Here is a 13,278-nt window from a genome sequence, read left to right on the forward strand (position 1 = left end):
GGTGTCGGTGGTTCACGAACGGGCGCTGGCGGTCACGTTCTGCTTGACCTCGGCGGCGGCGCCCTTGGCGGTCTCCCCCGCGGAGCTCGCGGTGGTGCGGGCGGCGTCCTTGGCGGTGTCGCCGACGGCGGTCGCCGCGTCCTTCGCCCGCTCGCCGATCTCCTGCGCCGCCTCGGTCAGCGGCTGGCGGACCGGCTCGACGAGGTCGTCGGCGTGGTCGCGGACCTGGCGGCCGGCCCGCTTCTCCAGCTCGGTCGCGGGCAGCAGCGACGCGGCGAGCAGCCCGGCACCGAAGGCGATCAGCCCGGCCGCGACCGGGTTGCCCTGCGTCTGGCGGCGGACCGCCGCCGGTGCCTGGCGCGCCTGGTCGGCGACCTCGCCGGCGGTGTCCTTGACCGTGTCCACGGCGCCGGACGCCTTGTCCTTCACCGCGTCGACGGCCCCGGACGTCCGGCCCTTGACCGTGTCGCCGCTGTCGTGGGCGGCACCCATCACGCGCTCCGTCACGCCTCGCACCTTCGCCTTCGTGTTCTGCCAGCCGCGCCGCGCGACCCGGCTGGGACTGGTCCTGTCGGCGAGCCGGTCCACGTCGTGGGCCAGCCGCGCCCTGGTCAGCTCGATGTCGTCTCGGATGTGGTCGGGTGCTTCAGCCATTTCGCGTCCTCCTTCAGCGTCTCGACGGTCCGGCGCGGCACCGGCGACACGGTGCGCGCCTGCTTGCGGCCGGCGGCGAACAGCGCCGCGGCGACGACCGCCCACAGCACGGCGACGATGAACGCCGCCCAGCCCAGCGGCATGACGTTGTCCAGCGCGTACGTCAGCGCGAGGCTCAGCATCAACGCGGTCAGCAGCCCGGCGATCCCGGCGCCGCTGAACATGCCGGCCGCCTTGCCGGCCTTGGACGCCTCGGCCCTGAGCTCGGCCTTGGCCAGCTCGACCTCCTGCCGGAACAGGTTGGACAGGCCTTCGCTGATGTCGCTGATGATCTCGCCGAGCGAGCCGGGCTCCTCCGGCGGCACCGCACGGCCGTACCCCGGCGCGCTCATGAGCGGGGCGTCGTCGCCGACGGGACCGGCTCGGCGGCCGTGGCGGCACCGCCGCCGTACACGGTCGGCACCGGCTCGACAGGCGCCACCGGCTGCACGGGCACCGGCTGGACCGGCACCGGCTGGACGGGCACCGTGGGCAGCTGCTGCGTGTCGGCGGTCAGGCGGTCGGCGCCCGCGTACGGGTCGCGGTAGGCGCCGGCGTACGGGTCGCCGTAGGCGCCGGCGGTGTCGTGCGCCGGCTCCGCGCTGAAGACGCCCTTGCCGAGGCGCCCCACCACGAACCCGGCCGCGGCGGCCGCGAGCAGGAACGTGCCGGGGCGGCGGCGGGCGAAGTCCTGCACGCCCTCCAGGACGCCTTCCGGGCCGTGCTCGGCCAGGTAGTCCGCCACCCGGCGGCCGCCCTGGGACACCTGCGTGACGACCTTGCTCGCCGGGGAGTCGCCGCGCTCGCCGGCCATCTGGTCCAGCTCGTCGGCGAAGCGGCGCACGCCGTCGGCGAGCCGGTCGTTCTGGGTGCGCGCCTCCTGACCGACCCGGTCGCGCACGTCACGGGCCAGATTTCGCGCCTGCGCCTTCGCCTCGCCGGCGACCTCGCCGGCCTGTTGCTTCGCGGTGCCGGCGGCATCGCGCGCGGCGGCGCCGGCCGTCCGCGCGGCCTGTTGCACACCACCGCCGTCCGGTGTGCCGGTCCGGTCCTCGTAGCCGAGTTCCGCCATCAGAACCTCCAACGTGTCGGGGGGATGGCCGCCGTGTACCCCGGCACATCGGGGGTAATCACGACGATGACGGTGGATCGTCCCCAGGTAGGAACGATTTAGCGTCGGCGATTTTCTGGTTGGCGGGCGCATTTCTGGGAAGCGCGCGAGCGGGCGCGCTTCACCGGCAGGCGCGCGCGAACGGGCGCGCTTCTCCGGCAGGCGCGCATGAGAGGAGGCGACCATGACCGATGTCGAACGCGGGCGCACGGCGCAGGACGAGCACGGCGACGCCGTGCCGCGGCCGCCGACCGCGAACCAGGGGCCCGACGAGCTCGGCGCGCTGCCGAAGCGCTCCTACCTCGCGGTGCTCAAGCGCACCGTCAAGGAGTTCGGCGACGACAACGTCACCGTCTGGGCGGCCGCGCTCACCTACTACGGCGTGCTGTCCATCTTCCCCGGGCTGCTGCTCATGGTCACCGCGCTGCGGCTGTTCGGCCAGGACACCGTCAGGTCGGTCGTCGACAACGTCTCCGGCATCGCGCCCGGCTCGGTCGCCGACATCCTCGGCGGCGCCGCCGAGAACCTGCAGAAGGGCGGCGAGGGCACGGCCGGGCTGCTCGCGGTCGTGTCCGTGCTGGGCGCGCTGTGGTCGGCGTCGGGATACATCGGCGTGTTCATGCAGGCGTCCAACGCCATCTACGACGTACCCGAGGGACGCCCGATCTGGAAGACGCTGCCGATCCGGCTCGGCGTCACGCTGCTCACCGGGGTGCTGCTCACCGCCGCCGCGCTCATGGTCGTGTTCACCGGACGCCTCGCCGACCAGGTCGGGCACGCCCTCGGCATCGGCTCGGGCGCGGTGACGGTGTGGAACATCGCGAAGTGGCCGGTGCTGGTCCTGATCGTCAGCCTGCTGTTCGCGATCCTGTACTGGGCCTCGCCCAACGCCAAGCACGGCGGCTTCCGGTGGGTCAGCCCCGGCGGGCTGGTCGCCGTGGTGCTGTGGCTGGCCGCGTCGGGCGGGTTCGCGCTGTACGTGGCGAACTTCGGCTCGTACAACAAGACGTACGGCAGCCTCGCCACGGTGATCATCTTCCTGGTGTGGCTGTGGATCAGCAACATCGCGATCCTGCTCGGCGCCGAGTTCGACGCGGAGCTGCAGCGCAGCCGCGCGGTCCAGGCGGGCCACCCGGAGACCGAGGAGCCCTACGTGGAGCTGCGCGACACCCGCAAGCTGGACCGCTGACCCTAGCCGCGGTCCTCGCCGCCGGCCGTGGCGAGGGGCCCGGCGGCGGCGAGGAGCCCGGCGGCGGCGAGGAGCCCGGCGACGGCCAGGCCGTTGGTGACGGTGCCGTCGCGGACCCAGGCGACGGCCTCCTCCAGCGGCACCCACCGCAGCCGCAGGTCCTCGTCGTCGTCCGGGTCCGCACTGGTCTCGCCGAGCTGCCGGGCCAGGTACACGCGGACCCGCTCCCCGGTCATGCCCGGCGACGGGTGCAGGTCCAGCAGGCGCTCCCAGCGGCCGGCGGTGACCCCGGTCTCCTCGGCCAGCTCGCGTTTCGCGGCGTCGAACGGCTCCTCCCCGTCGTCGAGCAGCCCCGCCGGCAGCTCCCACAGCGTGTCGCCGACGGGGTGGCGGTACTGCCGCACGAGCAGCACCCGCCCGCGCTCGTCGAGCGCGACGACGGCGACCGAGTCGGCGTGGTCCACGACCTCCCGCACGACCTGCCGGTCACCCTGGCGCAGGGTGTCACGGTGCACGGTGATGATGTCGCCGGCGTAGACGACGGTGCGGTCCAGCAGCTCCGGTGTGTCCATGCTTCCGGCGGTACCCACCGCGGCCGCGCACCCAACAGCGGTTCCCAGAAACCTTTCAGCCTGGCCTGCTAGCGTCGGACCATGGACGGCTGCAGTACCGGGCCGGGCGTCGTCCCGGCTACCCTCGGCACGGCGACCGGTGGACACCGGCCGTGTTGATCCTGATCGGTCTCGTGCTCATCGTGGCCCTCACCGCGGCCACCGGATACTTCGTCGCCGCCGAGTTCGCCTATGTGGCGGTCGACCGGGCGAAGCTCAAACGTGCCGCCGACCGCGGTGACGTGCCGGCGCGGCGGGCGCTGCGGGTCACCGAGCGGCTGTCGTTCATGCTGTCGGGCGCGCAGCTCGGCATCACCGTGACGGCCCTGCTCGCCGGCTATGTCGCCGAGCCGTATCTCGGCCGCGGCCTGGCCGACCTGCTCGGTGTCGCCGGGGTGCCGCGCGCGGCCAGCACCTCGATCTCCGTGGCTCTGGCGCTGCTGACCGCCACCGCGGTGCAGATGGTGCTCGGCGAGCTCGGCCCGAAGAACTGGGCGATCGCCCGGCCGGAGGCGCTGTCCCGCGCGCTGGCCCGGTTCACCCTGTTCTACCTGGCCGCGGCCGGCCCGCTGATCCGCATGTTCGACGCCGCGGCCAACCGGCTGCTGCGCCGCGCCGGCATCGAGCCCATCGAGGAGCTGCCGGAGGGCGCCACCCCGGAGGACCTGGCGCGCATCATCGCCGACTCGCAGACCGGCGGGCTGCTCGACGCGGACACCTCGCAGCTGCTGCAGCGTGGCCTCGTGTTCCGGGCCCGCACCGCGGAGGAGGCGATGGTCGCGCGGGTCGACGTGGTCACCGTCGCCGCGACCGACCCGGCGGACCGGCTCGTCGAGCTGTTCGACACCGGCCACACCCGCTTCCCGGTCGTCGGCGACAGCGTCGACGACGTGCTCGGTGTCGTCGGCGGCGCCGACCTGGTGGCGCTGCCCGCCGCCGAGCGGCACCGCACGACGATGGCGCAGATCGCCGCGCCGCCGGTGCTGGTGCCGTCCACGGCGCCCCTGCCGGTGGTGCTGGAGCGGCTGCGCGCCGAGCACCGCCAGCTCGCCTGCGTCGTGGACGAGTACGGCGGCTTCGCCGGCATCATCACCCTCGAGGACATCGCCGAGGAGCTGGTCGGGCAGATCCGCGACGAGGACGACGCCCCGGAGCCGGCGGCGGTCCGCCAGCCGGACGGCTCGTGGCTCGTCCCGGCCCGCTGGCGCATCGACGAGGTCGCCCGCACCACCGGCGTGACCCTGCCCGAGAGCGACGACTACGACACGGTGTCGGGCCTGGTGCTGCAGCGCCTCGGCCGGGTGCCGCAGACCGGCGACACCGTCGACGTCGAGGTGCCCCCGTCAACGCCGGAGGACCCGCACCGCACCGTGCGCATCGACGTGCTCAGCGTGCACCGGCACGTCCCGGCGACCGTGAAGGTGTCCGCATGAGCGGCCCGCAGCGCAGCGGAGGGCTGCGAATCAGCAGCTCAGGGTGGAGCTCAGGCCGACGCCGCAGCGCAGCGGAGGTGGCGGCATGAGCGGCCCGCAGCGGAGCGAGGAGCCGCGAATCATGGGCTCAGGGTGCAGCTCAGGCCGACGCCGCAGCGCAGCGGAGGTGGCGGCATGAGCACTGGTTGGGCGCTGGTCGTTTCGGTGATCCTGCTGGCGCTGAACGGCTTCTTCGTGGCCGCCGAGTTCGCCCTCGTCGCCAGCAAGCGGCACCGGTTGGAACAGGCGGCGACCGAGGGCGGCCGGGCCGCCGCCGCGGCGCTCGCCGGCAGCCGGGAGCTGTCGCTGATGCTCGCCGGGGCGCAGCTGGGCATCACCCTGTGCTCGCTCGGCCTCGGCGCGCTCGCCGAGCCGGCGGTCGCGCACCTGCTCGACCCGGTGTTCACGGCGGTGGGCGTACCGGCGGAGGTCAGCTACCCCATCGCGTTCGTCATCGCGCTCGCGGTCGTGGTGTTCCTGCACATGGTCGTCGGTGAGATGGCGCCGAAGTCGTGGGCGATCAGCGACCCCGAGCGTTCGGCGCTGCGGCTGGCGTGGCCGTTCCGGGCGTTCACCCGGCTCGTACGCCCGCTGCTCACCGTCCTCAACGGCCTCGCCAACGCGTGCCTACGGCTGATCAAGGTCGAGCCGCAGGACGAGCTGTCCGCGGCGCACGGCCCGGAGGAGCTGATGATGCTGCTCGAGTCGTCCCGCCAGCACGGGACCCTGGGCCAGGACCAGCACCTGCTGCTGAGCCGGATGCTGCGCCTGCAGGACACCACGGTCGCCCAGGTGATGATCCCGGCGGCGGACATGGTGACCGTGCCGGCCGACGCGACCGCCGACGACATCGAGGACGCGCACCGCGCCACCGGCCGGTCCCGCTTCCCGGTCGTGGACGCCGGCGGCGCCGTCACCGGCGTCGTGCACGTCCGCGACGCGCTGCGCAGCACCACCGCCGGCGTCCCCGCCCGCGCCGACGGGCTGATGATCGCCGCGTTCTCGGTGCCGGCGCGCAGCAGCGTCCTGGCCGCCGTCCGGTCGATGCGGGAGTCCCGCGCGCAGCTCGCGGTCGCCACCGACGGCGGCGCGGCGGTCGGCCTGGTCGCCCTCGAGGACCTGCTGGAGGAGGTCATCGGCGAGTTCGACGACGAGACCGACGCCGTCACGGCCGCCCGGTGACCGCCGCTCACCCGTTTCGCCGTCACCCGAGCGGGTAGGCGTCGGGGCATGGCAACGGACGGAGTGTGGCGCGACGAGCGGCAGCTGCCGCTGGAGGAGCTGACGGCCGCGGTGGCGACCTCGGCGACGGACGGGCAGGGCGACGACCTCGCCGGCAACGACGCCGGCATCGAGCAGGCCCTCACCGAGGAGGCCGGCGAGCGCCCCGACGGGGCGGACGGCGATCCCGACCCGACCAGCAGCGCGGGCCGGGCGCTGCGGACCGACTACGTCGGCCGCACCGGCCCCAACTGACCCAGCCGGTCGCGCATCGGGGTGCTGCGCAGCACCGCCACCGGCGACCACTCGGCGAGCACCAGGGTCGCGTCGTCGGCCGGCGCGCCACCCTGGTGCTCGGCGACCGCGTGCGCCAGCCGCCGCACGGTCTCCGGGGGCGGCAGCCCTTCCGCCGCGTGCCGCTCCGTCAGGTCGATGAGCCGCCGTACACCGAACTCGTCACCGGCGGCGTCGCGCGCCTCGGTCACCCCGTCGGTGTAGAGCAGCAGCCGGTCGTTGGCCTGTAACGCCTCCTCGGCGACCTCGACGTCGTCCATGACGCCGAGCGGCATGCGCCGGCCGGCGTCGAGGTCCTGCACCACCCGCCCGGTGCGCAGCAGCAACGGCGCCGGGTGGCCCGCGTTGATGTACCGCAGCCGCCCCGCGTCCAGGTCGAGCTCCGCGAGCACGGCGGTCACGAACCGGCTGTCGGGGAACTGCTCGGCCAGCGCGACGTCCGCCGCCCGGGCCTGCTCGCGCAGGTCACCGCCGGCGCGGCGGGCCGAGCGCAGCGCCGACATCGCCACTGCGCACGCCAGGCTGGCCGCCAGGCCGTGCCCGACGGCGTCGAGGATGACGATGCGCGCCTGGGCGCCGTCGATCGCGTAGTCGAACCCGTCGCCGCCGACGTCGTAGCACGGTTCGAGGATCGCGCTGATGACCATCCGCTCGCAGGCCGACGTCAGCGGCGGCAGGAGCTGGCGCAGCAGCTCCGCCCCGGTGGTCATCGGCCGCGACCGGCGCACCTGGGTGAGGAAGTCGCCCTTGTGGGTGGTCACGGTGATGAGATGTCCGATGAGTCCGGCGACCGTCTCGAAGCGCGACCGCAGCTCGCCGTCGCGCACCTGCGGCTCCCCTGCGGCGACGGTGAACTCGACCACGCCCAGCCGGTCCGTGCCGTTCACGATCGGCACGCACCACCCGCCGTCCCCGGTCGCCGCGGAGCGCACCATCGCGAACGCCTGCCCGGCCATGGTCGTGGCGAGCGGCTGCGGCTGCCCCGGCGGCTGCCCCGGCCGCGGTACCTGTCGCAGGTTGCGCTGCTCCTCGTCGACGAGGTGGATCGTGGCGCGTACACCCAACGGCGCCAGGGCCTCGTCGACGGCCGTCGCCAGCCCGTCCGGCTGGAACAGGTGCGACCCGTCCAGGATCGTCGTGAACGCCTCGAGCCAGCGCTGCTCGACCGTCTCTACCATGCGCAGCTCACCCCTCGGCACCGGCCACAGGTCCCACGACCGTCCTTCACGATCGCGTCGGTGTACGGATTTCCCACCCGTCCCGCGAAGGAAACGGCAGTGGTGTTGACCTGCCTCCGTTGCCGATAGGCTCAGGGCGTGGAATTCTCCCTTGCCCGGGAAGGCGCCGCCGGCCACCAGAGCGAACGCGTCGCCGTCGAGGCGACCGAACGCGACGGGGCCGTCGTCGTCACCGTCACCGGCCGCGTGCTGTACGACACGCTCGGTCCACTCGCGGAACAGCTGAGCCACCTGGTCGCGGGCCCGTCACCACGCGTCGTGCTGGACCTGGCACAGGTGCCGATGTGCGACTCCAGCGGCCTCAACCTGTTCGTGCGCACCCGCACCGAGCTGCTCGCCGCAGACGGCTGGCTGCGCCTGGCCGCCACCCAGCCCATGGTCGACAACGTCCTGCACATCACCAACCTGGACCGCATCCTGCCCCGGTACCCCACGGTCGAGGAGGCCACCGGGGCCGCCTGACGGACCTGGGCCGCTCCTGCGGGGCGGGTCCAGGTCAGGGGGCAGCGGGTCGTCCGTGGGTGCGGGCGGCGCACCGCCGAGCAGCTGCTGGTGCAGCGTGGCGCCAAGACCAGGCATCAGGGCGGCCGGCGCGTCCACGCGCCGGCATCACCACACGCCGCGACCGCCACGCAGGCGCCGGCTGGCAGAACACCAGCGATTCCACCGATGCCCGCACGCCCGGGCGACGGCAACGTACATCCATGACATCCTATGCACTGCCACGGCGGGCGGCCGGTGCCGCCGTGGTCCTCGGACTCGTCGCCGCCGCCCCGTCCGACTTCGCGGCTGCGGCCGCGGCCGCAACGTCGGACCGGACACCCGTCGGCCGGGCGAGCGTCACCGGCCCGCTGCCCGGCACCGTTCCCGGCGACCCCCGCTCCCCCGACACGTACCCCTTCTTCTCCACCACCGACGACCTCACCAAGGCCGGCTACGTCGAGCAGGAGTTCATCGTCTCCGGCACCGCCGACGGCTACGACACCGCCGGCGGCAAGGTGGCCGGCGGTGTGCCGTACACGACGCGGATCATCGTGCGGCGGCCGGCCGCGGCGGTCAGGTTCAGCGGCACGGCGCTGGTCGAGTGGCAGAACGTGACCGCCGGGTACGACCTGGACGCCTTGTGGGACGCCGACGCCGTGACCCGCGCCGGGCACGCGTGGATCGGGGTGTCGGCGCAGCGGGTCGGGGTGGACCGGCTGCGTGGCTGGAGTCCGGCGCGGTACGGCGACCTAGACGTGACCGGCGGCGGGCGGTTCACCGGTGACGAGCTGTCCTACGACATCTTCGCCCAGGCGGCGAAGGCGCTCCCGGAGGCGATGGGCGGGCTGCGGATACGCACCACCCTGGCGGTCGGCGCGTCGCAGTCGGCGGCCCGGATGACGGTGTACTACCAGAGCGTCCTGCCGAAGGTGGCGCCGGTCTTCGACGGGTACGCGTTCATCGTGGGCACCGCACCCACCCGCGCCGGGGACGAGCCGGTGTTCCAGGTGCTGTCGGAGACGGACGTGCGGACCCCGGACCGGCCCGCCGACACCGACCGGTTCCGACGGTGGGAGGTGGCCGGCGCCGCGCACTCGGGGTGGCGGGGGCAGCAGTACCGGGCGCCGATCTCGGTGCGGGACCTGGGCGCCGCGCCGCAGTACGCGTGCGGCAGCCCGCCGTTCAGCCGGGTGCCGCTCGATCACGTGGTCGCCGCCGCGTACGAGCACCTGGTGCGCTGGGTCCGCCGGGGCACCCCGCCGCCGGTGGCGCCGCCGCTGCTGTTCAACACCGACGGGACCAAGGCGCGCGACACGCTCGGGCTCGCCGCCGGCGGGATCCGGCTGTCGCAGGTGTCGGTGCCGACGGCGCTCAACACCGGCGACAACACCGGGGAGACGTTCTGCCGGCTGTTCGGCACGCACCAGCCGTTCGACGAGGCCGTGTTGCGGCAGCTGTACCCCCACCGCGCGGGCTACCTCGCGAAGGTGGTCCAGGCCGACGTCGGCAACGTGCGCGCCGGCTACCTGCTGCCCGCCGACGCCTGGCAGAACCTGACCGGGCACTCTTAGCGAACCCTTAGCGCCGCCGCGCACCGGTGGCAGGACGGCGGGTGGGAGGATCCGCGGGTGACCGGCATGCGGATCCTCGTCGTCGACGACGACGCGGCGGTGCGGGACTCGCTCGCGCGGACGCTGCGGTTCGAGGGGTACCGGGTGGACACCGCCCGCGACGGGCAGGAGGCCCTGGACGCGGTCCGCGCCGACGAGCCCGACGCCGTGATCCTCGACGTGAGCATGCCGCGGATGGACGGGTTGCAGGCGTGCCGGCTGATGCGCGGCGGCGGGCTGCTGGTGCCGGTGCTCATGCTGACCGCCCGGGACAGCGTCGGCGACCGGGTCGCGGGGCTCGACGCGGGCGCCGACGACTACCTCGTGAAGCCGTTCGCGCTGCAGGAGCTGCTGGCCAGGCTCCGCGCGCTGCTGCGCCGCTCGATGCTCACCGCACCGTCCGGTCCCGCGGCAGAACCGGCGGCGGGGCCGGCGGGAGGCCCGCTGGTCTTCGCCGACCTGCGGCTGGACCCGGCGACCCGCGAGGTGTGGCGGGGCGGGCAGCCGCTGCGGCTGACCCGCACCGAGTTCGCCATTCTCGAGGTGTTCCTGCGCCACCCGCGGCAGGTGCTGACCCGCACGGTGCTGTTCGAGCTGGTGTGGGGCTACGACTTCGGCGAGACGTCCAACAGCATCCATGTGTACCTCGGCTACCTGCGCCGCAAGCTGGAGGCCGACGGCGGTCCGCGGCTGCTGCACACGGTGCGCGGGGTCGGGTTCGTCCTGCGTGAGGAGCCGCTGTGAGCGGGCCGGAGCGCAGCGGAGGGCCGCGAACCAGGGGCGCAGTGCGTGGCTCGCGGCGGCGCCGGAGCGCAGCGGAGGTGACGGCGTGAGCGGGCCGGAGCGCGGCGGAGGTGACGGCGTGAGGGGTCCGGAGCGCAGCGGAGGTGACGGCGTGAGGGGTGCGCCGGTGCGGTGGTGGCGCCGGCGGACGTTGCACGACCGGCTGTCGCTGTTGGTGACCGCGGCGGTCGCGGCGGCGGTGCTGACGGTGGCCGGGATCGCGTTCGCGGCGGTGTCGCAGATCCAGCGCCAGCAGCTGCACTCGCAGCTGGACGCCGACGCCCGCTCGATCGCGGCGCAGCCGGAGCTGTGGCGCGAGGGCCCGCCGCCGTTCGGCCCGGGCGGCCGGCACGACCTGCGGTACCGGCGCGACATCGGCCCCCGCTGGCAGGTCCTGGGCCGCGACGGCACGGTCGTCGCCGGCTCCACGAACGGCCTGCCGGTCACCAAAGGCGCCCGGCGGGTCGCGGCCGGCCAGGCGCCGGCGCTGCGGGAGCGGGTGCTGCTGGACGGGCACAGCTTCCTGATGCTGACCGTGCCGGCCGACCGCGGCGGCGGCGCCGTGCAGGTCGCCGTCGACCAGACCCCCGCCAACCGGACCCTGGCGGTGTTCGGGCTGCTCATGGCGGCGGGCTGCGTCCTGGGCATCGGCGGCGCGGCGGCGCTCGGCCGCACCGTCGCCCGCGCGGGCCTGGTGCCGGTGCAGCAGCTGACGAAGGCCGTCGAGCATGTCGCGGTCACCATGGACCTCAACCGCCCGGTCCCGATCCACGGCGTCGACGAGATCGCCCGCCTCGGCCAGTCCGTCAACACGATGCTCGCCGCGATCGACGCGGCCCGCCAGTCGCAGCGGACCCTGGTCGAGGACGCCGGCCACGAGCTGCGGACCCCGCTGACCAGCATCCGCACCAACATCGAGCTGCTGCTGGCGGTGGAGCGGCAGCCGGAGCTGGCGCACCGCCTGCCGCCGGACGAGCGCGCGAAGCTGCTGCGTGACCTCGACGCCCAGGTCGCGGAGCTGGCCGCGCTCACCACGGAGCTGGTCGAGCTGGCCCGGGAGGAGACGACCCGCGAGCCGGCCGAGGACGTCGAGCTGACCGACGTCGTGGACGCCGCGACCGACCGGGTCCGCATCCGCGTGCCGTCGGTCACGTTCACCACCGACCTGCGCCCGTGCACCGTCCACGGCCGCCCCGGCGAGCTGGAGCGGATGCTCGTCAACGTCCTGGACAACGCCGCCAAGTGGAGCCCGCCCGGCGGTGTCGTGCACACCGAGCTGGGCGTCGACGCCGGCGGCTGGGCGCGGCTCGTGGTCAGCGACACCGGGCCCGGGATCGACGCCGAGGACCTGCCGCACGTGTTCGACCGTTTCTACCGGGCGCCCGCCGCCCGCGGCATGCCGGGCTCCGGTCTCGGCCTGGCGATCGTCGCCCAGACCGCCGCCCAGCACGGCGGCACCGTCACCGCCGGCCCGCACGACCCGACCGGCACGACGGTCACGATCCGCCTGCCGGTCACCGGCTCCGCGGACCCGGGGGCCGGACCCACCTGATCAGGCGGCGACGGCCGGCCCGCGTCCCCTCCACAGCACCACGCCCGCGCTCGCCGCCACGACCAGCCCGATCGCGACGATCTGCGCCGGGTGCAGCTGCTGCCCGAGCAGCACGAACCCGGCGAGGGCGGCGATCGCCGGGCCGAGGCTCATCAGCACCGCGAACGTCGACGTCGGCAGCCGGCGCAGCGCTGTCAGCTCGAACGTGTACGGCAGCACCGACGACAGCACCGCGACCGCCGCGCCCAGCACGAGCACCCGCGGGTCGAGCAAAGCCCCGCCGGCCAGGAGCAGCCCCGCGGGCAGGGCGAGGACCGCGGCGACGAGCATGGCGAGGGTGAGGCCGTCGCGTTTCGGGAAGTTCGCGCCGGCCCGGGCCGACAGCATGATGTACCCGGCCCAGGCGGTCCCGGCGAGGAACGCGTACCCGACGCCGAGCGGGTCGAGCTGGTCGAAGCCGCCACTGCCGAGCAGCGCCACGCCGGCAAGGGCGAGCAGCGCCCACAGCCACGCGATCCGGCTGCGGGCGGTGACCACCGACAGCGTCAGCGGGCCGAGCACCTCCAGGGTGACGACCGGGCCGATCGGCATACGCGCGATCGCCGCGTAGAACGCCAGGTTCATGCCGGCCAGGACCGCGCCGAAGACCCCGACGAGCAGCCATTGGCGGCGACTGTACCCCCGCAGCCGCGGCCGTCCGACCGCCAGCAGCAGCGCGGCGCCGATGACGAGGCGCATCGAGACGACCCCGGCCGCCCCGGCGACGGGGAACAGGGTGGTGGCCACCGCCGCTCCACTGTGGACGGACGTCTGCGACGCGAGGACCCGCCACACCCCGCCGGCGCGGGCCGGCCGCTCGGCGGCGGCGGTCGGAGCGGGCACGGCCAGCACGTCGGTCATGACGTCACCTCCGCTGCGCTCCGGCGCCGCCCTGACCGCGAACCTGCGCCCATGATGCCCAGCTCCTCGCTCCGCTGCGGGCCGGTCATGCCCCAACGCTATGCACCGGCGCGGATCTTGT

At 74.5% G+C, this 13,278-nt stretch carries 14 protein-coding genes; 8 read left to right on the plus strand and 6 right to left on the minus strand.

What is annotated here, in order from left to right; translation table 11 throughout:
- Positions 1-12: 12 nt before the first annotated feature.
- The 3 genes from OP18_RS11135 to OP18_RS52275 are packed head-to-tail and all read right to left on the minus strand — an operon-like array spanning position 13 to position 1,765.
- Complete coding sequence (locus tag OP18_RS11135; protein ID WP_033358736.1) at positions 13-654, minus strand: DUF3618 domain-containing protein; 642 nt, start codon at positions 652-654, stop codon at positions 13-15.
- Positions 612-1,046, minus strand: coding sequence for a phage holin family protein (locus OP18_RS11140; RefSeq protein WP_033358737.1), 435 nt, complete (start codon positions 1,044-1,046; stop codon positions 612-614). The genes OP18_RS11135 and OP18_RS11140 overlap by 43 nt, the downstream gene beginning before the upstream one ends.
- Entirely contained in the window at positions 1,043-1,765 is a 723-nt protein-coding gene (locus OP18_RS52275; protein WP_052386532.1) for a hypothetical protein, read from the minus strand. Before OP18_RS52275 ends, OP18_RS11140 begins: the two co-directional genes overlap by 4 nt.
- 223 nt (positions 1,766-1,988) lie before the next feature.
- Between OP18_RS52275 and OP18_RS11150 the strand changes: the two genes are divergently transcribed.
- Positions 1,989-2,993 (plus strand): YihY/virulence factor BrkB family protein, encoded by a 1,005-nt coding sequence (locus tag OP18_RS11150; protein WP_081970644.1) that lies wholly within the window; start codon positions 1,989-1,991, stop codon positions 2,991-2,993.
- Between the two features lie 2 nt (positions 2,994-2,995).
- Here OP18_RS11150 and OP18_RS11155 read toward each other — a convergent pair whose 3' ends face one another.
- Entirely contained in the window at positions 2,996-3,565 is a 570-nt protein-coding gene (locus OP18_RS11155; protein WP_052386533.1) for an NUDIX domain-containing protein, read from the minus strand.
- A 152-nt stretch (positions 3,566-3,717) separates the two neighbouring features.
- Between OP18_RS11155 and OP18_RS11160 the strand changes: the two genes are divergently transcribed.
- The 3 genes from OP18_RS11160 (at position 3,718) to OP18_RS11170 (ending at position 6,552) form a co-directional block, all read left to right on the plus strand.
- Positions 3,718-5,037, plus strand: coding sequence for a hemolysin family protein (locus OP18_RS11160; protein WP_033358738.1), 1,320 nt, complete (start codon positions 3,718-3,720; stop codon positions 5,035-5,037).
- Between the two features lie 174 nt (positions 5,038-5,211).
- Entirely contained in the window at positions 5,212-6,258 is a 1,047-nt protein-coding gene (locus OP18_RS11165) for a hemolysin family protein (protein ID WP_033358739.1), read from the plus strand.
- 48 nt (positions 6,259-6,306) lie between these two features.
- A complete protein-coding gene (locus tag OP18_RS11170; protein WP_033358740.1) occupies positions 6,307-6,552 on the plus strand; it encodes a hypothetical protein in 246 nt (81 codons plus the stop codon).
- On the opposite strand, the gene OP18_RS11175 is transcribed toward OP18_RS11170, so the two are convergent.
- Positions 6,525-7,769 carry a PP2C family protein-serine/threonine phosphatase gene (locus OP18_RS11175; RefSeq protein WP_156089440.1) on the minus strand — a complete coding sequence of 415 codons (1,245 nt, stop codon included), beginning with the start codon at positions 7,767-7,769 and terminating at the stop codon, positions 6,525-6,527. The genes OP18_RS11170 and OP18_RS11175 overlap by 28 nt on opposite strands.
- Positions 7,770-7,907: 138 nt before the next feature.
- On the opposite strand from OP18_RS11175, the gene OP18_RS11180 reads away from it, so the two are divergent.
- From OP18_RS11180 to OP18_RS11195, 4 genes are all read left to right on the plus strand, one after another.
- Positions 7,908-8,291 (plus strand): STAS domain-containing protein, encoded by a 384-nt coding sequence (locus OP18_RS11180; protein WP_052386535.1) that lies wholly within the window; start codon positions 7,908-7,910, stop codon positions 8,289-8,291.
- A 242-nt stretch (positions 8,292-8,533) separates the two neighbouring features.
- Positions 8,534-9,883, plus strand: a complete 1,350-nt coding sequence (locus OP18_RS11185; RefSeq protein ID WP_211273498.1) for an alpha/beta hydrolase domain-containing protein — start codon at positions 8,534-8,536, stop codon at positions 9,881-9,883.
- A 66-nt stretch (positions 9,884-9,949) separates the two neighbouring features.
- Positions 9,950-10,666 (plus strand): response regulator transcription factor, encoded by a 717-nt coding sequence (locus OP18_RS11190; RefSeq protein ID WP_033358914.1) that lies wholly within the window; start codon positions 9,950-9,952, stop codon positions 10,664-10,666.
- Positions 10,667-10,817: 151 nt separating this feature from the next.
- Positions 10,818-12,257: a sensor histidine kinase gene (locus OP18_RS11195; protein ID WP_033358741.1), complete on the plus strand. Its 1,440-nt coding sequence runs from the start codon at positions 10,818-10,820 to the stop codon at positions 12,255-12,257.
- Here OP18_RS11195 and OP18_RS11200 read toward each other — a convergent pair whose 3' ends face one another.
- Positions 12,258-13,157, minus strand: coding sequence for an EamA family transporter (locus OP18_RS11200; protein ID WP_052386536.1), 900 nt, complete (start codon positions 13,155-13,157; stop codon positions 12,258-12,260).
- Positions 13,158-13,278 lie beyond the last annotated feature (121 nt).

Origin of the sequence: Dactylosporangium aurantiacum, from assembly GCF_000716715.1 — a bacterium.
In the GTDB taxonomy this organism is placed as follows: domain Bacteria; phylum Actinomycetota; class Actinomycetes; order Mycobacteriales; family Micromonosporaceae; genus Dactylosporangium; species Dactylosporangium aurantiacum.

Bases quoted from the DNA above. Each gene is read 5' to 3' on its own strand.
- OP18_RS11165 (WP_033358739.1), top strand. From the start codon at position 5,212: ATGAGCACTGGTTGGGCGCTGGTCGTTTCGGTGATCCTGCTGGCGCTG.
- OP18_RS11190 (WP_033358914.1), top strand. From the start codon at position 9,950: ATGCGGATCCTCGTCGTCGACGACGACGCGGCGGTGCGGGACTCGCTC.
- OP18_RS11200 (WP_052386536.1), bottom strand. From the start codon at position 13,157: ATGACCGACGTGCTGGCCGTGCCCGCTCCGACCGCCGCCGCCGAGCGG.
- OP18_RS11150 (WP_081970644.1), top strand. From the start codon at position 1,989: ATGACCGATGTCGAACGCGGGCGCACGGCGCAGGACGAGCACGGCGAC.
- OP18_RS11170 (WP_033358740.1), top strand. From the start codon at position 6,307: ATGGCAACGGACGGAGTGTGGCGCGACGAGCGGCAGCTGCCGCTGGAG.
- OP18_RS11140 (WP_033358737.1), bottom strand. From the start codon at position 1,046: ATGAGCGCGCCGGGGTACGGCCGTGCGGTGCCGCCGGAGGAGCCCGGC.
- OP18_RS52275 (WP_052386532.1), bottom strand. From the start codon at position 1,765: ATGGCGGAACTCGGCTACGAGGACCGGACCGGCACACCGGACGGCGGT.
- OP18_RS11135 (WP_033358736.1), bottom strand. From the start codon at position 654: ATGGCTGAAGCACCCGACCACATCCGAGACGACATCGAGCTGACCAGG.
- OP18_RS11175 (WP_156089440.1), bottom strand. From the start codon at position 7,769: ATGGTAGAGACGGTCGAGCAGCGCTGGCTCGAGGCGTTCACGACGATC.
- OP18_RS11155 (WP_052386533.1), bottom strand. From the start codon at position 3,565: ATGGACACACCGGAGCTGCTGGACCGCACCGTCGTCTACGCCGGCGAC.
- OP18_RS11185 (WP_211273498.1), top strand. From the start codon at position 8,534: ATGACATCCTATGCACTGCCACGGCGGGCGGCCGGTGCCGCCGTGGTC.